The 18,985-nt window shown below is 68.8% G+C and carries 15 protein-coding genes; 10 read left to right on the top strand and 5 right to left on the bottom strand.

Translation table 11 applies throughout. The features are described from left to right. The first annotated feature begins 23 nt into the window (after window positions 1-23). The 3 genes from OG933_RS22430 to OG933_RS22420 all read left to right on the top strand — a co-directional run bounded on the left by OG933_RS22430 (window position 24) and on the right by OG933_RS22420 (window position 3,102). On the top strand, window positions 24-1,106 hold the full coding sequence (locus tag OG933_RS22430; RefSeq protein ID WP_362524370.1) for an inositol-3-phosphate synthase: 1,083 nt from the start codon (window positions 24-26) through the stop codon (window positions 1,104-1,106). Window positions 1,107-1,201: 95 nt separating this feature from the next. Then, on the top strand, window positions 1,202-2,464 hold the full coding sequence (locus tag OG933_RS22425; protein ID WP_405628622.1) for an MFS transporter: 1,263 nt from the start codon (window positions 1,202-1,204) through the stop codon (window positions 2,462-2,464). Between the two features lie 128 nt (window positions 2,465-2,592). Further along, on the top strand, window positions 2,593-3,102 hold the full coding sequence (locus tag OG933_RS22420) for a hypothetical protein (RefSeq protein WP_362524376.1): 510 nt from the start codon (window positions 2,593-2,595) through the stop codon (window positions 3,100-3,102). Window positions 3,103-3,214: 112 nt separating this feature from the next. Here the strand turns inward: OG933_RS22420 and OG933_RS22415 are convergent, their stop codons facing one another. Next, window positions 3,215-4,681 (bottom strand): CCA tRNA nucleotidyltransferase, encoded by a 1,467-nt coding sequence (locus OG933_RS22415; protein ID WP_362524379.1) that lies wholly within the window; start codon window positions 4,679-4,681, stop codon window positions 3,215-3,217. 257 nt (window positions 4,682-4,938) lie between these two features. Here OG933_RS22415 and OG933_RS22410 point away from each other — a divergent pair, with 257 nt between their 5' ends. The 7 genes from OG933_RS22410 to trxA all read left to right on the top strand — a co-directional run bounded on the left by OG933_RS22410 (window position 4,939) and on the right by trxA (window position 14,739). Then, window positions 4,939-7,374 (top strand): DUF6049 family protein, encoded by a 2,436-nt coding sequence (locus OG933_RS22410; protein WP_405628619.1) that lies wholly within the window; start codon window positions 4,939-4,941, stop codon window positions 7,372-7,374. 44 nt (window positions 7,375-7,418) lie between these two features. Beyond that, a complete protein-coding gene (gene murJ, locus OG933_RS22405; RefSeq protein ID WP_405628617.1) occupies window positions 7,419-9,701 on the top strand; it encodes a murein biosynthesis integral membrane protein MurJ in 2,283 nt (760 codons plus the stop codon). Between the two features lie 138 nt (window positions 9,702-9,839). Next, window positions 9,840-11,555: a protein kinase family protein gene (locus OG933_RS22400; RefSeq protein ID WP_362524386.1), complete on the top strand. Its 1,716-nt coding sequence runs from the start codon at window positions 9,840-9,842 to the stop codon at window positions 11,553-11,555. 27 nt (window positions 11,556-11,582) lie between these two features. Next, window positions 11,583-12,311, top strand: a complete 729-nt coding sequence (gene sigM, locus OG933_RS22395) for an RNA polymerase sigma factor SigM (protein WP_405628615.1) — start codon at window positions 11,583-11,585, stop codon at window positions 12,309-12,311. Further along, complete coding sequence (locus OG933_RS22390) at window positions 12,308-13,219, top strand: anti-sigma factor family protein (RefSeq protein WP_405628613.1); 912 nt, start codon at window positions 12,308-12,310, stop codon at window positions 13,217-13,219. The genes sigM and OG933_RS22390 overlap by 4 nt, the downstream gene beginning before the upstream one ends. A 177-nt stretch (window positions 13,220-13,396) precedes the next feature. After that, window positions 13,397-14,365 carry a thioredoxin-disulfide reductase gene (trxB, locus tag OG933_RS22385; RefSeq protein WP_054242120.1) on the top strand — a complete coding sequence of 323 codons (969 nt, stop codon included), beginning with the start codon at window positions 13,397-13,399 and terminating at the stop codon, window positions 14,363-14,365. A 41-nt stretch (window positions 14,366-14,406) separates the two neighbouring features. Next, a complete protein-coding gene (gene trxA, locus OG933_RS22380) occupies window positions 14,407-14,739 on the top strand; it encodes a thioredoxin (RefSeq protein ID WP_020130654.1) in 333 nt (110 codons plus the stop codon). Between the two features lie 91 nt (window positions 14,740-14,830). On the opposite strand, the gene OG933_RS22375 is transcribed toward trxA, so the two are convergent. The 4 genes from OG933_RS22375 to rsmG all read right to left on the bottom strand — a co-directional run bounded on the left by OG933_RS22375 (window position 14,831) and on the right by rsmG (window position 18,913). After that, window positions 14,831-15,448: a GNAT family N-acetyltransferase gene (locus tag OG933_RS22375; RefSeq protein WP_362524395.1), complete on the bottom strand. Its 618-nt coding sequence runs from the start codon at window positions 15,446-15,448 to the stop codon at window positions 14,831-14,833. A gap of 327 nt (window positions 15,449-15,775) precedes the next feature. After that, complete coding sequence (locus tag OG933_RS22370) at window positions 15,776-16,876, bottom strand: ParB/RepB/Spo0J family partition protein (protein WP_362524398.1); 1,101 nt, start codon at window positions 16,874-16,876, stop codon at window positions 15,776-15,778. Beyond that, on the bottom strand, window positions 16,873-17,946 hold the full coding sequence (locus OG933_RS22365; RefSeq protein WP_385664197.1) for an AAA family ATPase: 1,074 nt from the start codon (window positions 17,944-17,946) through the stop codon (window positions 16,873-16,875). The genes OG933_RS22370 and OG933_RS22365 overlap by 4 nt, the downstream gene beginning before the upstream one ends. A 250-nt stretch (window positions 17,947-18,196) precedes the next feature. Next, entirely contained in the window at window positions 18,197-18,913 is a 717-nt protein-coding gene (gene rsmG, locus OG933_RS22360; RefSeq protein WP_028806977.1) for a 16S rRNA (guanine(527)-N(7))-methyltransferase RsmG, read from the bottom strand. Between the last annotated feature and the right edge of the window lie 72 nt (window positions 18,914-18,985).

The raw sequence follows: 18,985 nt of genomic DNA, 5'->3' as shown, positions 1-18,985 counted from the left end.
CGTACACACAGGGAGCAACCGGAATGGGTTCGGTTCGCGTAGCCATCGTCGGCGTAGGCAACTGCGCCGCCTCGCTGGTGCAGGGCGTCGAGTACTACAAGGACGCCGACCCGGCGTCCAAGGTCCCGGGTCTGATGCACGTGCAGTTCGGCGACTACCACGTCGGTGACGTCGAGTTCGTCGCCGCCTTCGACGTCGACGCGAAGAAGGTCGGCCTCGACCTCTCGGACGCCATCGGTGCCAGCGAGAACAACACCATCAAGATCTGCGACGTCCCGAACAAGGGCGTCACGGTCCAGCGCGGCCACACCCTGGACGGTCTCGGTAAGTACTACCGCGAGACCATCGAGGAGTCCGACGAGGCCCCGGTCGACATCGTCCAGATCCTCAAGGACCGCCAGGTCGACGTTCTCGTCTGCTACCTGCCCGTCGGTTCCGAGGCCGCGGCGAAGTTCTACGCCCAGGCCGCCATCGACGCCAAGGTCGCGTTCGTCAACGCTCTTCCGGTCTTCATCGCCGGCACCAAGGAGTGGGCGGACAAGTTCACCGAGGCGGGCGTCCCGATCGTCGGTGACGACATCAAGTCCCAGGTCGGCGCCACCATCACGCACCGTGTGATGGCGAAGCTGTTCGAGGACCGCGGTGTCCGGCTCGAGCGCACCATGCAGCTCAACGTCGGCGGCAACATGGACTTCAAGAACATGCTGGAGCGCGACCGCCTCGAGTCCAAGAAGATCTCGAAGACGCAGGCCGTCACCTCGCAGATCCCCGACCGCGACCTGGGCGAGAAGAACGTCCACATCGGTCCCTCGGACTACGTGGCCTGGCTGGACGACCGCAAGTGGGCGTACGTCCGCCTCGAGGGCCGCGCGTTCGGCGACGTCCCGCTGAACCTGGAGTACAAGCTCGAGGTCTGGGACTCCCCGAACTCCGCGGGTGTCATCATCGACGCCCTGCGCGCCGCGAAGATCGCCAAGGACCGCGGCATCGGCGGCCCGATCCTGTCGGCGTCCTCGTACTTCATGAAGTCCCCGCCGGTCCAGTACTTCGACGACGAGGCCTACGCGAACGTCGAGAAGTTCATCCGCGGCGAGGTCGAGCGCTAACTCGACACGCACGGAAAATTCGCTCCTGCCAGGGCTGAGAAGGGTCCCCGGGTCATGCGACCCGGGGACCCTCCCCGTATGTGAGGCTGGGCCCCATGGCCGTCGTCCGTGATCTGCGCGTCCTCCTGCGCTTCGGGAACTTCCGGCGACTGCTCACGGTGCGGCTGCTCTCCCAGTGCGCGGACGGCGTCTACCAGGTCGCGCTCGCCACCTATGTCGTCTTCTCCCCGGAGAAACAGACCTCCGCCGGCGCGATCGCCTCCGCCATGGCGGTCCTGCTGCTGCCGTACTCCCTCATCGGCCCCTTCGCCGGTGTCCTGTTGGACCGCTGGCGCCGCCGGCAGGTCTTCCTCTACGGCAACCTGCTGCGCGCCCTGCTGGCCTCCGTGACGGCCGTCCTGATGATCGGCCATGTCCCCGACTGGCTCTTCTATGTCTCCGCGCTCTGCGTCACCGCGGTCAACCGCTTCGTCCTCGCCGGCCTTTCGGCGGCCCTGCCGCGCGTCGTCGACGACGAGCGCCTGGTGATGGCCAACTCCCTCTCCCCGACGGCCGGCACGCTGGCCGCGGTCGCGGGCGGCGGTCTCGCCTTCGTCGTCCGGCTGGTGGTGGCGGACTCCGACGCCGCCGTGGTGCTGCTGGGCTGCGCGCTGTACCTGTCCGCCGCGCTCGCCTCTCTGGCCATGGCCGCGGATCTGCTCGGACCCGACCGTGATCTGGTCCAGCCCCGGCTGACGAACGCGCTCAGAGGCACCGCCCGCGGCCTTTCGGCGGGCCTGCGTCACCTGGCCGAGCCGAAGCGCAGGGAGGCCGCCCGGGCGCTCGGCTCGATCTCCCTGATGCGGTTCTGCTACGGCGCCCTGACCGTCATGGTGCTGATGCTGTGCCGGTACGCCTGGTCGTCCGACCCGGACGACGGGCTGGCTCTGCTGGGACTGGCGGTAGGAGTCTCGGGCGTGGGCTTCTTCGTCGCCGCGGTGGTCACCCCGTCGGCTGCGGGACGACTGGGCCCGGCCCGCTGGATCGTCGTCTGCTCCGCGGCCGCCGCGGTCCTGGTGCTCGCCCTCATGCTGCCGTTCACCCAGGTCACCACGTTCGCCGCGGCCTTCGTGCTGGGGCTGGTCACCCAGGGCGCGAAGATCGCCACCGACACCATCGTCCAGTCGTCCGTGTTGGACGGCTTCCGCGGCCGGATCTTCTCTCTCTACGACGTCGCGTTCAACGTCGCTTTTGTCGGCGCCGCGGCCGTCGCCGCACTGATGCTGCCCCCTGACGGACGTTCCACCGCATTGGTGGTCACGGTCGCCGTTATCTACGGAGCAATTGCTGCCACTATGGCCCGCTTTGAACGCCGCTAAGTGTCACATCAATGACACAGACTCCCCTCCGGCTACGGGGTTGTCAGTGGGGGCCGGTAACTTACGTGAGTCTTACTTCGCGAGTGATTTCGCGCCACACGTCTAAAGTTTTCTAGGGGGACCTCCAAGTGTCGACTCCACCTCCTCAGGGCCAGAACCCGTTCGCGCAGCAGGGCCAGCAGCCCTACGGCCAGCCCCAGGGCCAGCCTCAGGGCCAGGCGCCGTACCCGCCGCAGCCCGGCTACCCGCAGCCGGGTGCCGCTCCGTACGGTGCGGTCCCGCCGGAGCAGCCCCGCCGCAAGGTCAGCTTCAAGCTGATCAAGAACGTCGTCATCGTTCTCGCTGTCATCGGCGTGGGCATCGGCGCCTACATATCCAGCCAGGACGACGCCAACACGGCGGCGGTCGGCGACTGCATGCACCGCGGCAGCAGCAGCGACGACAACCCCGACCTCGAGGTCGTCAAGTGCGACTCCTCGCAGGCGCAGTACATCGTGCTGGCGAAGGTCAAGGGCACGTACACCGCGCTCACGGCCGACAGCAAGTGCGAGGAGAAGGCCAAGGACTTCCAGTACTCGTACACCGAGACCGGTGACGGCAGTAACTTCCTGCTCTGCCTGAAGGACTACTCGAAGTAAGGCAGTTGCTGAGAGGGGCGGTGTTTCACGTGAAACACCGCCCCTTCGCATGTGCGCCTGCCCAGGTCGCCGGGGTCATGTTTCACGTGAAACATGACCCCGTTTCACGGACTCAGCCCTGCTCGGCCCACCACTCCTTGAGCGCCGTCACCGCCGCGTCGTGCTCCATCGGCCCGTTCTCCAGGCGCAGTTCCAGCAGGTGCTTGTACGCCTTGCCGATGGCAGGTCCGGGGCCCACGCCCAGGATCTCCATGATCTGGTTGCCGTCGAGGTCGGGACGGATCGCGTCCAGCTCCTCCCGCTCCTTCAGCTGGGAGATGCGCTCCTCCAGCCCGTCGTACGCCCGCGAGAGCGCGGCCGCCCTGCGCTTGTTCCGCGTCGTGCAGTCCGAGCGGGTCAGCTTGTGCAGGCGATCGAGGAGCGGTCCCGCGTCCCGCACATAGCGACGCACCGCGGAGTCCGTCCACTCACCGGTGCCGTACCCGTGGAAGCGCAGGTGGAGTTCGACCAGTCGGGAGACGTCCTTCACCAGCTCGTTGGAGTACTTCAGAGCCGTCATGCGCTTCTTCGTCATCTTCATTCCGACCACCTCGTGGTGGTGGAACGAGACACGGCCGTCGTTCTCGAAACGGCGGGTGCGCGGCTTGCCGATGTCGTGGAGCAGCGCGGCCAGCCGCAGAGTCAGGTCGGGGCCGTCCTCCTCCAGGGCGATCGCCTGCTCGAGGACGATCAAGGTGTGTTCGTAGACGTCCTTGTGCCGGTGGTGTTCGTCGCTCTCCAGCCGCAGGGCGGGCAGCTCGGGCAGCACATGGTCGGCGATGCCGGTGTCGACCAGCAGCGACAGCCCCTTGCGCGGGTTCGCGGAAAGGATCAGCTTGTTCAGCTCGTCCCGTACCCGCTCGGCGGAGACGATCTCGATACGGCCGGCCATTTCCTTCATCGCCGTGACGACCTCGGCGTCGACCTCGAAGTCGAGCTGGGCGGCGAAGCGGGCGGCGCGCATCATGCGCAGGGGGTCGTCCGAGAAGGACTCCTCCGGCGTGCCCGGGGTGCGCAGCACACGCGCCGCGAGGTCCTCGAGGCCACCGTGCGGGTCGATGAACTCCTTCTCGGGAAGCGCCACGGCCATGGCGTTCACGGTGAAGTCACGCCGGACGAGGTCCTGCTCGATGGAGTCGCCGTACGAGACCTCGGGCTTGCGCGAGGTGCGGTCGTAGGCCTCCGAGCGGTAGGTGGTGACCTCGATCTGGAAGCATCGATCGACGTCTTCGACGCGGGCGTCCTTCTGGACCCCGACGGTGCCGAACGCGATCCCGACCTCCCACACGGCGTCCGCCCATGGCCGGACGATCTTCAGTACGTCCTCGGGGCGGGCGTCCGTCGTGAAGTCCAGATCATTGCCGAGCCGGCCGAGCAGCGCGTCCCGGACCGAGCCGCCGACCAGGGCGAGAGAGAACCCGGCCTCCTGGAAACGGCGGGCGAGATCGTCGGCGACAGGGGCGACCCGCAGCAGTTCACTGACCGCGCGGTGCTGCACCTGGCTCAGGACGCTGAGGTTGTCTTCGTTGGCGTTCGGCACAACAGAAGAGGGTACGTGGCCCGACCGACCCGGGGCGCCCCGATTTGGGTGAGCGGACATCACTCACGATAGCCGGGCAAGACGGCCCCTTAACGCCTACATGCCCACTCTCGCTCATACAAAGAGATAGCGGACGATCCGACCGGCTTCCACGATCTTGTGGAGCAGTCCGCGGCACTTCCCCTCAGCGCGCATCGTTACCATGCGTGGACGCACATTCCGACGACCACTGACGACGACGAGGGACGGGCGAACGCGTGGCCGAGGCGGCAGACTTTCCGGGGATGACTCCCTCACCTGCCCGCCGGTGGCTGCGGCGCACCGGCGCACTGCTCGCCGGGGCGCCCCTGCTGGCCGGTCTTCTCCAGCTGCCCGCCGCCCCCGCGCAGGCCGTCGGCCAGACCTCCGTCAAGGAGGCCTCCGACGCCGGCACGGTGGCCGTCACCGTCGACTCGCTCAGCCCCGCCGCTCCCACCGACGGGGACACCCTGACGGTTTCCGGCACGGTCACCAACAACGGCAAGCAGGCGGTCACCGACGCCCACGTGGGTCTGCGAGTGGGTTCCGCGCTCACCACCCGCTCGGCGATCGACAGTGCCGCCAAGCGCGCGGACGCCCTCTCCGGCAACGACGGCTCCGAGGTGGGCGGCAAGTACGTAACCGAGTTCGCCAAGCTCACACCGGGCGTGTCCCAGCACTTCAGCATCTCCGTCCCGGTCGACAAGCTCGACCTGGACGACGACGGCGTCTACCCGCTCGGTGTCTCCCTCGCGGGCGAGACGTCCACGCAGCCCTGGGAGCAGGTGCTGGGCGTCCAGCGGACCTTCCTGCCGTGGCAGCCCGAGGAGGCGGACACCCCGACCAGGACGACAGTGCTGTGGCCGCTGGTCTCCACCGTCCACATGTCGGCGGAGACCGGTTCCAACGCGCAGCAGACGCCGGTCTTCCTCAACGACGACCTGGCCAAGGAACTCTCGCCCGGCGGTCGCCTGGAGCAGCTTCTGAGCCTCGGCAAGGAGCTCGACGTCACCTGGGTGATCGACCCGGACCTGCTGGCGTCCGTCGACGCCATGACCGGCAGCTACCGGGTCCGGGGCGACGGGGACACCACCACGGCCGGCACCCACCAGGCGGTCGCCAAGCAGTGGCTCGACGATCTCCAGGAGGCGGTGCTCGGCAAGGAGGTCGTGGCGCTGCCCTTCGCCGATCCCGACCTGGCCTCGCTCGCCCACAACGGCACCGGCGTCGCCGGCTCCCTGAGCCAGCTCAAGGCGGCCACGGACGTGGCCGCCACCACCGTGGAGACCGTGCTCCATGTGACCCCGAACACCGACTTCGCCTGGCCGGTGGACGGCGCCGTCGACCCGTCGATCGTCAAGGTCGCCACCTCGGCAGGCGCCGACAAGGTGATCGCGCGCAGCGACAGCCTGGCGGAGAACGGCGATCTCACCTACACCCCCTCCGCGGCCCGGCCCATCGGCGGCGGCACCACGGCGGTGGTCGCGGACGCGCGGCTGTCGACGGCGTTCAAGGGCGATCTGACCAAGGCCTCCACCTCCACGCTCGCCGTGCAGGAGTTTCTCGCGCAGAGCCTGGCCCTGAACCTGCAGACGGGCAAGCAGCGCAGCGCCGTCGTCGCCCCGCAGCGCATGCCGACCACGAGCCAGGCACGGTCGCTGGCGGAGGCTGTCAGCACCCTCCAGAGCGGTACCTGGTCGCAGTCCCAGCAGCTCGCGGCGGCCGCCAAGGCCAAGCCCGACCCGGGCGCCACCACGAAGGTGCCGTCGAGGTCGGCGTACCCCTCCTCGCTGCGCAAGCAGGAGCTGCCCCGGTCGGCTTTCGAGCAGATCGCGTACACGCAGGACAAACTCGACAACTTCAAGGTGATCCTCGCCAACGAGGCCCGGGTGGTGACCCCCTTCGGGCGGGCCATGAACCGTGAGATGTCCACGTCCTGGCGGGGCCGGAGCACCGCAGCGAGCTCGTTCCGTCAGGGTGTGCAGGCCTATCTCGACACCCTCACCGGCCAGGTCAAGCTGATCGACAAGTCCGAGACCAAGCTCTCCGGACGAAGCGCCACGATCCCGGTCACCGTGCAGAACAACCTGGTGCAGGGCGTCGACCACCTGGTCCTGCGGCTCACCTCGAAGAACCCGACCCGTCTCGAGATCTCCGACGAGGCCTACGCCGAGCAGCCGGTGACGGTCTCCGGCGGGCACACCACGACGGTGAAGTTCCCCACGTCCGCCAAGGTCAACGGCCAGACGACGGTGGTCGCCCAGCTGTACACCGAGGACGGCCAGAAGTACGGCGAAGAGGTCGCCTTCGACGTGCGGGTCACCGAGATCACGGCCACGGTGATGCTGGTCATCGGCGGCGGAGTCCTGCTGCTCGTGCTGGCCGGCTTCCGGATGTACACCCAGCGCAAGCGCGCCGCGGCCCGGGAAGCGGAAGAGACCGAAGAGACCGAAGAGACCGACGAAGACGGCGAGAACGGTGCCGAAGGCGAGGACGGCGAGGCGGACGAGCCCGCCGACGGCCCGGAGAACGCCGGGGACCGTGAGAATCGTCCCGAGAAAGAGTCCGGCGGCCGAGCAGGGGCAGCCGACCCGGAGCAGCCGAGTGACGAGACACCGGACACCGCAGTGGAAAGCGCCGACCCGTCCGGCACGGGTGAGAGAGTGGACCGTTGAGGAAGTCGTGGCCGGTGGGCCCGGGACGATGAGGTGGGGTAACCATGAACGCGCCGTACGACGGTGACCGCGGCCAGGCCGCGGGCGGCTCGGGCCACCCCGAGGGCCCGCCGCCCGAGCACGGCCAAGTGCCGCCGCAGCACCCGGCGGACATGTACCTCCAGGACGCCTACGACCAGGACCCCTACCGGGCCCAGGACCTCACCGCGCAGGACCCGGTCGCCGAGGCGCTCTACGACCGTGCCGCGCACCCCCCGCCGCCGCCGGGCATGCAGCAGCCGCAGCAGCCGCTCTACGGGCGGCCCCCGCAGTCCCCGTACGCCCCCGACCCGCGGGTGTGGGCCCAGACCCCGGCGCCCGAGCCGGAGGGCCCCACCCAGTACCTGCCGTACGGCGACGACCCCCGTACGACGCAGTTCGTGGGCGTGGACGACCTGGTCACGCACTCCAGCGAGGAGCAGCACCAGCCCGACGCCTTCGCCCACCTCTTCCGGGACCAGCAGCAGGGCGGCGCCCGCTCCGCGGACTCCCCGTCGGTACCCGGCCCGGCGCACGCTCCGGGCGGGCAGGGAGCGGTACCGGCGTACCAGGCTCCGGTGGCTGCGTCGTCCGCGGCGGACCAGACCATGAACCTCACCGCCACGCCGGACGCGCCCCCCGCCGCTCCCGCCCCCGCCTCCGCCTCTGCCAAGAAGGGCGGACGCGCCGGTGGCCTGCTGAAGTCCAGCGCCGTCATGGCGGCGGGCACGATGGTGTCCCGCCTCACCGGCTTCGTCCGCTCCGCGCTGATCGTCTCGGCGCTGGGCGTCGGTCTGCTCGGCGACACCTTCCAGGTCGCCTACCAGCTGCCCACCATGATCTACATCCTGACCGTGGGCGGCGGCCTCAACTCGGTCTTCGTGCCGCAGCTCGTGCGGGCCATGAAGGAGGACGAGGACGGCGGCGAGGCGTACGCCAACCGCCTGCTCACGCTGGTCATGGTGGCGCTCGGCCTGCTCACGGTCGCCGCGATCGCCGCGGCGCCCGTCCTGATCCGCCTGCTGTCCGACTCGGTCGCCAGCAACCCGGCGGCCAACGAGGTCGGCGTCACGTTCGTCCGCTACTTCCTGCCCTCGATCTTCTTCATGGGCGTCCACGTGGTGATGGGACAGATCCTCAACGCGCGCGGCAAGTTCGGCGCGATGATGTGGACTCCGGTCCTGAACAACATCGTCATCATCGTGACCCTGGGCATGTTCATCTGGGTCTATGGCACCTCCGCCGACTCCGGCATGAAGGTCACGACCATCCCGCCGGAGGGGGAGCGGCTCCTCGGCATCGGGATCCTGCTCGGCCTGGTCGTACAGGCCCTCGCCATGATCCCGTACCTGCGCGAGACCGGTTTCCGCCTTCGGCTGCGCTTCGACTGGAAGGGCCACGGCCTCGGCAAGGCGGCGACCCTCGCCAAGTGGACCGTGCTGTTCGTCCTGGCCAACCAGGCCGGCGCGCTCGTCGTCACCCAGCTGTCCACGTCGGCGGGCGAGGACTCGCCGGTCGACGGCACCGGCTTTGCCGCCTACGCCAACGCCCAGCTGATCTGGGGACTGCCGCAGGCCATCATCACCGTCTCCCTGATGGCCGCGCTGCTGCCCCGCATCTCCCGCTCGGCGGCCGAGGGCGACGCCGGCGCGGTCCGCGACGACATCTCCCAGGGCCTGCGCACCACGGCCGTCGCGATCGTCCCGATCGCCTTCGGCTTCCTCGCACTCGGCATCCCGATGTGCACGCTGATCTTCGGTTCCTCCGGCACCAGCGAGGCCACGAACATGGGCTTCATGCTGATGGCCTTCGGCCTCGGCCTGATCCCCTACTCCGTGCAGTACGTCGTCCTGCGTGCCTTCTACGCCTACGAGGACACCCGGACCCCCTTCTACAACACGGTCATCGTGGCCGCGGTCAACGCGAGCGCCTCGGCACTCTGTTACTTCGTGCTTCCCGCCCGCTGGGCCGTGGTCGGCATGGCGGCCTCCTACGGCCTGGCGTACGCGATCGGCGTCGGCGTGGCCTGGAACCGGCTGCGCAAGCGGCTCGGCGGCGACCTCGACGGCTCCCATGTCCTGCGGACCTACGCCCGGCTGTGCATCGCCTCCGTTCCGGCCGCCCTGATCAGCGGCGCGGCCTGCTACGGCATCGGCCACAGTCTGGGCCAGGGCGTCCTGGGTTCCTTCGCCGCGCTGCTGGCCGGCGGGGCCCTGTTGCTCGGCGTCTTCTTCGTCGCCGCCCGCCGCATGCGCATCGAGGAGCTCAATTCGCTCGTCGGTATGGTCCGAGGACGCCTGGGTCGCTGAGTCAGGGGGTAGGCGCACAACCATCGTCCGCCGCCGCGTGTCGTGCATAGCGGCGGACTGTGGGCACAATTGGGTTCGGCGTCGCACGGCGCGCACGAGGCCGGACGGCGCGCACTGAATGGGGAGGCAGGAACGACGGTGGCGGAACGGAGCACAGCTGCCGTCGACGTGGCAGACAACAGCGGTGATGAGCCGCTGACCGCACAAGCGGACCAGTCCACGGCCGACGGGGTGGTCAAGAACCGGGAGCAGGACACGGACAGCGACGAGGCACAGGGGAGCGGCGGGGCGGAGCGTCCCGGGAAGGCCTCACCGCCGGAACTGCACAGTGGTCACAAGCTCGCCAGGCGCTATCGCCTCGAAGAGTGCGTCACCCGTCTGGACGGTTTCAGCAGTTGGCGTGCGGTCGACGAGAAACTCCGTCGTGCCGTGGGCGTCCACATCCTGCCCGCGGACCACACCCGGGCCCGTTCGGTGCTGGCAGCGGCCCGCTCGTCCGCCCTGCTCGGAGATCCCCGGTTCGTCCAAGTACTGGACGCCGTCGAGGAGAACGACCTCGTCTACGTGGTCCATGAGTGGCTGCCCGACGCCACCGAGCTGACCGCGTTGCTCGCGGCCGGCCCGCTGGAGCCGCACGACGCCTACCAGATGGCGAGTCAGATCGCCTCCGCCATGGCCGCCGCCCACCGCGAAGGCCTGGCGCATCTGCGTCTGAACCCCAACGCCGTTCTGCGCACCTCCTCGGGCCAGTGGCGCATCCGCGGCCTCGCGGTGAACGCCGCCCTGCGCGGTGTCACCACCGACACCCCTCAGCGCACCGACACCGAGGCGATCGGCGCCCTGCTGTACGCGGCGCTCACCCAGCGCTGGCCCTACGAGAACGACGCCTACGGCCTCTCGGGGCTGCCCAAGGACATCGGTCTGATCGCCCCCGACCAGGTGCGCGCCGGAGTCCACCGGGGCCTGTCGGAGCTGTCGATGCGCGCCCTCGTCAACGACGGCGCGACCGCCTCCCGGCACGAGGCTGCCTGCACCACGCCGGAGGAGCTGGTGAAGGCGATCGGCGAGATGCCCCGCATCCGCCCGCCGGAGCCCGCGTTCACCGCCCCGCCCGAGTACCAGCGCACGACGTACCAGCAGGGCACCTACGGCCGTCCCTCGCCGCATCCGGGCGTCACCCAGCAGGTGGCGACCCCGCCGCCCCCGCTGCAGAGCCGCACCGGCAAGGCGCTGAAGTGGGCGGTCTCCGCCCTCCTCATCGCCGCACTCGGCCTGGGCAGCTGGCAGCTGGCGGACGCCCTGATGGACCGGGGCCAGTCCGAGGACCCCAACCAGACGCAGACGACGGACGAGGGCGACAAGAACAGCACCGCACCCAAGCCGGTCACGACGCTCAAGATCGAGGATGCCGCCGAGTACTACCCGGACGGCAAGCCCCAGCACCCCGACGACGCGAAGCTGACGTACGACAACGACAGCTCCACGTACTGGCGGTCGTACTCCTTCGACGACGGGCCCGTGCTCGCACCGTTCAAGAATGGCGTGGGCATCGTCTACGACCTCGGCTCCGAGCAGAGCGTCTCGGCAGCCTCGATAGGGCTTCGCTACGGTGGCGGCTACACCGCCGTGAGCCTGTACGCGGCCGATTCGCTGTCGTCGTCGGCACCCCTCTCGTCCATGACGAAGATCGCCGAGGCCAAGACGTCCGGACAGGAACTGAAGATCTCCGCCAAGACACCGGCGAAGACGCGGTACGTTCTCGTATGGATCACCGCCGCGCCGTACGCGCCGGGCGACCAGTACAGCGGCTCCGGCTTCAAGCAGGCCATCACCGACGTGAAGTTCACGGGCTGACGTCTCACCGCACGGGGAGGAGGTCCGATGGCGGCGGAAGGCCCCGGATATGACGGAGTGAGCGACCAGGACCTCCTCACCCGCCACGTAGCGGGCGACCCCGACGCCTTCGGTGAGCTCGTACGGCGTCACCGCGACCGGCTCTGGGCGGTGGCCCTGCGCACGCTGGGAGATCGCGAGGAGGCCGCTGACGCCGTCCAGGACGCCCTCGTGTCCGCCTACCGGGCCGCCCACACCTTCCGCGGCCAGTCCGCCGTCACGACCTGGCTGCACCGCATCACGGTGAATGCCTGTCTGGACCGCGCCCGCAAGGCGGCTTCCCGCAAGACCTCACCGGTCGACGACACCGAGCGACTGGAGCAGCTGCTCGAACCGCACGAGTCGGCGTCCGCGCCCGCCGAACGCAACGACCTGCACCGCCAGCTCCTCGAAGCGCTCGGCACCCTCCCTCCCGACCAGCGCGCCGCCCTGGTCCTCGTGGACATGCAGGGCTACCCGGTCGCCGAGGCCGCCCGCGTGCTCGACGTGCCGACCGGCACGGTGAAGAGCCGCTGCGCCCGGGGCAGAGCCAGACTCCTGCCGCTCCTCGCCCATCTGCGACCGGCCGGCACCGGCGGCGACAGAGAAAACGGCACAGGACGGAACCGGGCGCAGGGGACATCCGTCCCACCGGCAGCGGAACCTCGGGACGAGGGGCCGGGCAACGCCGGGACAGGCGATTCAGCTGCTGTGAAGGGCGGAGGTGGGCGAGCGTGACCTCGACGAAGGACACGACCGGGCATCCGGACGTCGCGGAGATCTCCGACCTCACCGAGGGCCTGCTCGCTCCCTCCCGAAGCGCCGACGTGCGTCGGCATCTGGACACCTGCGAGCTCTGCGCGGACGTCCACGCATCCCTCGAGGAGATCCGTGGCCTTCTGGGCACCCTCCCCGGCCCACCGCGCATGCCGGACGATGTCGCCCACCGTATCGACGCCGCACTCGCCGCCGAGGCGCTGTTGAACGCCACGGTGCCGGAGAACGCGGACACCTCGCCGTCGGTCGACGCGGTCACGACCGAGACCGACGCGCTCCCTGTTTCACGTGAAACAACGACGGCGACGGACCGACCCGCCGGACGCGCCCACGCCGCCACCGGCCCGGGCCGCAAGGACCGTAAGCGGGGCGGCCGCCGCAGGATCGCTGTCCTCGGGGCAGTCCTCACCGTCGCGGCGCTGGGACTCGGTTCCGTCCTGGTGTCGTCCCTCACGGACGGCGGGGAGCCGGGCACTTCGGCTCATCAGTCGACCGGACCGGACACCTTCTCCGCGAGCGGGCTGGAGGGACAGGTCACCGATCTCCTCGCCAAGGCCGCCGACTCCCGTGGCGCGCACAGCCTGGGCATCGAAGGAGGATCCGACACCGCATCACCCGGTGACCAGTCGACCAAGATCCTCCGGCAGCCCGTGGTGCCTTCCTGCGTTCAGCAGGGCATCGGCCGCAGCGACACGGCGCTCGCCATCGAGGAAGGCACGTACCAGGGGAAGGACGCCCTCCTCGTCGTGCTGCCGGACACATCCGACAGCACGCGGATCGACGCCTACGTCATGGACAAGACCTGTGTGGATCATCCGGCGTCGAGTCCGGCGAAGGTCCTGCTGACGAACTCCTACACGCGTCACTGACGACCGACGTCCCGTCTCGCTGCTGCGCCGTGTCTCCCCGTCATCCCCTACGGTGTGGTCCCTCCGTGTGCCCGGACACACCGGGAATGCACGCCCCTTAGGATCCGTTGGGTGGGGTGAGAGTCCAAGTAGCTCCCACCGCTCAACCGATGCAGTCCAGAGACGAGGAAACAAGCCGTGAGCGACGTCCGTAACGTGATCATCATCGGCTCCGGGCCCGCCGGCTACACCGCGGCGTTGTACACCGCGCGCGCGTCGCTGAAGCCGCTCGTGTTCGAAGGCGCCGTCACCGCGGGCGGCGCTCTGATGAACACCACCGAGGTGGAGAACTTCCCCGGCTTCCAGGACGGCATCATGGGCCCCGAGCTCATGGACAACATGCGCGCCCAGGCCGAGCGCTTCGGTGCCGAGCTGATCCCCGATGACATCGTCTCCGTCGACCTCACGGGTGAGATCAAGACCGTCACGGACACCGCGGGCACGATCCACCGGGCCAAGGCCGTCATCGTGACCACCGGCTCCCAGCACCGCAAGCTCGGCCTGCCGAACGAGGACGCTCTCTCCGGCCGCGGTGTCTCCTGGTGTGCCACCTGTGACGGCTTCTTCTTCAAGGACCAGGACATCGCCGTGATCGGCGGCGGCGACACCGCGATGGAGGAGGCCACCTTCCTCTCCCGCTTCGCCAAGTCCGTGACGATCATCCACCGCCGGGAGACCCTGCGCGCCTCCAAGGCGATGCAGGAACGCGCCTTCGCCGACCCGAAGATCAAGTTCATCTGGGACAGCGAAGTCGCCGAGATCCAGGGCGACCCGAAGCTGGCCGGGCTGAAGCTGCGCAACCTCAAGACGGGTGAGCTCTCGGACCTCCCGGTGACCGGCCTCTTCATCGCGATCGGCCACGACCCGCGCACCGAGCTCTTCAAGGGTCAGCTCGACCTGGACGAGGAGGGCTACCTGAAGGTCGCCGCGCCCTCCACCCGGACGAACCTGACGGGTGTCTTCGCCGCCGGCGACGTGGTCGACCACACCTACCGCCAGGCGATCACCGCGGCCGGCACCGGCTGCTCCTCCGCTCTGGACGCCGAGCGCTACCTCGCCGGCCTCGCGGACGAGGAGCAGGCCGAGCCCGAGAAGACCGCAGTCTGACCCTCTCCCGCCCCACCGCCCAGAGAATTAAGGAGCCCCCTGTGGCCGGCACCCTGAAGAATGTGACCGACGCCGACTTCGACGAGGTCGTCCTCAAGAGCGACAAGCCCGTCCTGGTGGACTTCTGGGCCGCCTGGTGCGGTCCGTGCCGCCAGATCGCCCCCTCGCTCGAGGCCATCGCCGCCGAGCACGGCGACAAGATCGAGATCGTCAAGCTCAACATCGACGAGAACCCGGGTACGGCCGCCAAGTACGGCGTCATGTCGATCCCGACGCTGAACGTGTACCAGGACGGCGAGGTCGCCAAGACCATCGTCGGTGCCAAGCCGAAGGCCGCGCTCGTCCGCGACCTGGAGAGCTTCATCTCCGAGTGACACGCTGAGCCGTCCCGCCGACGGCTGATGTTTCACGTGAAACACGAATGGGCCAGCCCTCAGGGGCTGGCCCATTGCGTTACCGAACTCTTCAGAGCGGGCGCAGCGCCGGCTCCTTCTGGACCGCACCCAGCAGCCGGTCGAGCGCCATCTCCACGTCTTCCTTCCAGGAGAGCGTGGTCCGCAGCTCCAGCCTCATCCGAGGATGAGCGGGATGAGGACGCATCGTCTTGAAGCCCACCGCCAGCAGATGGTCGGCCGGGAGGACACAGGCCGGCTCCTTCCAGCGTGCGTCGCCGAATGCCTCGATCGCTTTGAAGCCCCGTCGCAGCAGATCCTTGGCGACCGTCTGGACCATCACACGGCCAAGCCCCTGCCCCTGGTAGCCCGGCATGATGAACGCGGTCATCAACTGCACGGCGTCCGGCGACACAGGGCTCGTGGGGAACGCCGTCGAACGGGGAACGTAGGCGGGTGGCGCGTAGAGCACAAACCCCACGGGAACGTCGTCCACATAGACGACCCGGCCGCACGACCCCCAGTCCAGCAGGACAGCGGAGATCCAGGACTCCTTCTCCAGAGCGGGCCTACCCGCCCTTACCGCGGCCGCACCGCTGACGGGGTCCAGCTCCCAGAAGACACACGCCCGACAGCGCTTGGGTAGGTCTTGAAGGTTGTCCAGCGTGAGCGGTACGAGCCGACGCCCCATGAAGGCTGTTCCTCGCTTCCTTCGCTCGCGGCGTCGCGAGCGGCTGTCAGAGCGCTCCGTTCCCTGAGCAGGCTGCCGACGAAGCCGCCGACCGCGCCCAGGCCCAGCCCGGCGCTCACCAGTCCGGTCCGGCTCATCGTTCGCATGACCCCCGCCTCCCGCTCCGAGGTACTGCCAGGTGGATGCGCCACAACCCCATCGCATCGTATCCACGATGCGATTCCATCGATAGCGCCTGAAAGCAAAGAGCGAGCCGTGTTCCGGTACACACCGGACACGGCTCGCTCACAGGTCCCACGGCCGACAGGCGCTCGGCCGAGCCGCGGCTCAGTCTTCCGATTCCTCGGCGTCGCCGTCCACGAGGCCCTTCTGCAGCACGGGGCCTTCGCCGGGCGCGAGCGAGTCGAGGATGCGCTCCAGGTCCTCCATGGAGGCGAACTCGACGGTGATCTTGCCCTTCTTCTGGCCCAGGTCGACCTTCACCCGGGTTTCGAAGCGGTCCGAGAGCCGGGTCGCGAGGTCGGTCAGTGCCGGGGAGACCCGGCCGCCGGCCCTCGGCCCCTTGGCACGCTGAGCCGTCTGCGGACGCGAACCCATGAGGGTCACGATCTCCTCGACAGCCCGTACCGAAAGACCCTCGGCCACGATGCGGTGGGCCAGCCGGTCCTGCTCCTCCGAGTCATCGACCGAGAGAAGGGCCCGGGCGTGACCGGCGGAGAGCACTCCGGCCGCGACCCGGCGCTGAACCGCCGGCGAGAGCTTCAGCAGACGCAGCGTGTTGGAGACCTGCGGGCGGGATCGACCGATGCGGTCCGCCAACTGGTCGTGCGTGCAGTTGAAGTCCTTCAGCAACTGATCGTAGGCGGCTGCCTCTTCCAGCGGGTTCAGCTGGGCCCGGTGGAGGTTCTCCAGAAGCGCGTCCAGGAGAAGCTTCTCGTCGTCCGTGGCCCGCACGATCGCCGGGATCGCCTCCAGGCCGGCCTCACGGCAGGCCCGGAAACGCCGCTCACCCATGATCAGCTCATAGCGCGCGGGGCCCAGCTGGCGAACGACGACCGGCTGGAGCAGACCGACCTCCTTGATGGAGGTGATGAGCTCGTGCAGCGCGTCCTCGTCGAAGACCTCACGGGGCTGACGCGGGTTCGGCGCGATGTGGTCGAGGGGAATCTCGGCGAAGTGCGCGCCGACGGGCGGCGCCGGCATCTCCACGGAGCCGTTCGACGACATCTCCTCCGTTTCACGTGAAACAGGCAGCAGCGCGGCCACCTTCGCCGCTGCCACCCCGCGGTCGTTCGTCAGAACCGGCAGGGTTGCGGGGGACATGGATCCCCCACCTCCCACCGCGGCCTGCGCCGGTGTCTTCTCCGTAGGGGCAGCAGGGATCAGTGCACCAAGACCGCGGCCCAGCCCCCTCCGTCGCTCACTCACTGAATGCCCTCCACCATGTTCGCGTTGTTCTGGGCGCCGATATGGGCGTGTGTCGCGTCGTAGCTGACCCCGACACCCCTCAGCGCCAGCTCTCGTGCTGCCTCAAGGTACGAGAGAGCACCGCTCGATCCCGGATCGTAGGTCAGCACCGTCTGTCCATAGCTCGGCGCCTCGGAGATACGGACCGAGCGGGGAATGCTCGTCCGCAGCACCTCCTCCACGAAGTGGGTGCGCACCTCCTCCGCGACCTGCGACGCGAGGCGCGTCCGGCCGTCGTACATGGTGAGCAGAATGGTCGACACATGCAGGGTGGGATTGAGGTGTCCCCGCACCAGGTCGACGTTGCGCAGCAACTGCCCCAGGCCTTCCAGCGCGTAGTACTCGCACTGGATCGGGATGAGGACCTCGGCGCCTGCCACCATCGCGTTGACCGTCAGCAGGCCGAGCGACGGCGGGCAGTCGATGAGGATGTAGTCCAGCGGCTGCTCGTAAGCCTGGATCGCTCGCTGGAGGCGGCTCTCACGTGCCACCAGGGACACCAACTCGATCTCCGCGCCGGCGAGATCGATCGTGGCGGGAGCGCAGAAGAGACCTTCTACATCGGGAACGGGCTGGACGACTTCCGCGAGCGGGCGACTGTCGACCAACACGTCATAGATGGACGGAACCTCGGCGTGGTGGTCGATTCCTAGGGCGGTGGACGCGTTGCCCTGGGGGTCGAGGTCGACCACCAGGACCCGGCCACCGTGCAGGGCCAGGGAAGCGGCAAGGTTGACGGTCGTCGTCGTCTTGCCCACCCCGCCCTTCTGGTTGGCGACGACGATCACACGGGTCTGCTCAGGACGTGGCAGGCCCTCGCCGGCGCGGCCCAGAGCCTCCACAGCGAGTTGGGCAGCACGACCGATCGGGGTGTCGTCCATCGGGGGCGGTGTTTCACGTGAAACATCCTCCCCAAAAGACTCGGTACGGGGACCGGGGACCGGATCGGTCATCGGTCCCGCGATGTTGGCGTTGGACCGCAAGGATTCACTCTCCTCGACTTCAGGCTCGCAATGAACAGAGCCTCCCATGGCTTCGGGGTCGTGAACCAGTGAGGCCTGGTGTTCTGTGGAGAAATCCACCTCTGTGGACAACTCCCGTCCCTCATCGAGTGAACCGAGAGGCTTACGGTCGCGGGGTTCGGCTGCGGCGCGGCCGCGGCTGATGATGCCGTGGAGCAGGGAGCGACGTTTCACGTGAAACACGATGCACAGCCTCGGCGGCCGGATCCCTCGCGACACTCCGTGATGCGTAGGTTTGGCTGCTTGTGTGGAGTACGCCTCAGCGGCGTCGGCGCGTTCGGCTGGTACGGGCCGCCTTGGCCCGCTTGGCGGCGAACCTCACACCGCCCGGGCTCTCCCCGACCTCGACCCGCACCACCGTGGACAGCGGGTCCACCACGCCCTCACCGACATGCAGGATCGAGGTGCCCACGGCTCCGAGCTTGCTCAGCGCGGTGGACGCGCTCTTCAGCTCCTCCTCGGCGGTGTCGCCCTTGAGGGCGAGCATCTCGCCGTAGGGGCGCAGCAGCGGGATGCCCCAGGTGGCCAGGCGGTCCAGCGGCGCCACCGCACGGGCGGTCACCACATGCACCGGCGGCATCGTGCCCATGACCTCCTCGGCACGACCACGCGCGACTGTCACATGGTCCAGGCCGAGAAGCTCGACGACCTCGGTGAGGAAGTTGGTCCGTCGCAGGAGCGGCTCCAGCAGGGTGATCTTCAGATCCTCCCGCACGAGCGCCAGGGGAATGCCGGGCAGTCCGGCACCCGAACCGACGTCGCAGACGGTCACGCCCTCGGGCACGACCTCGGAGAGCACCGCGCAGTTCAACATATGCCTCTCCCAGAGGCGGGGTACCTCTCGTGGGCCGATGAGCCCACGCTGCACGCCTGCCTCGGCCAGGAGCTCGGCGTATCGGACCGCATCACCGAAGCGATCGCCGAATACCTCTCGTGCCACCTCAGGCGCAGGGGGGAGCTCCGCTGCCTCCGTCACGGGGACCGTCCTTCCGTACCGCATCAGCGCTGCGAGCGCCGACCACCAGAACTACCGGGCTGACAAAGTTTC

It is taken from the genome of Streptomyces sp. NBC_00016 (assembly GCF_045040885.1).
GTDB lineage: Bacteria > Actinomycetota > Actinomycetes > Streptomycetales > Streptomycetaceae > Streptomyces > Streptomyces coriariae.
The sequence above is the reverse complement of the archived record's forward strand: the minus strand, read 5'-3'. Positions and strand labels throughout refer to the sequence as shown.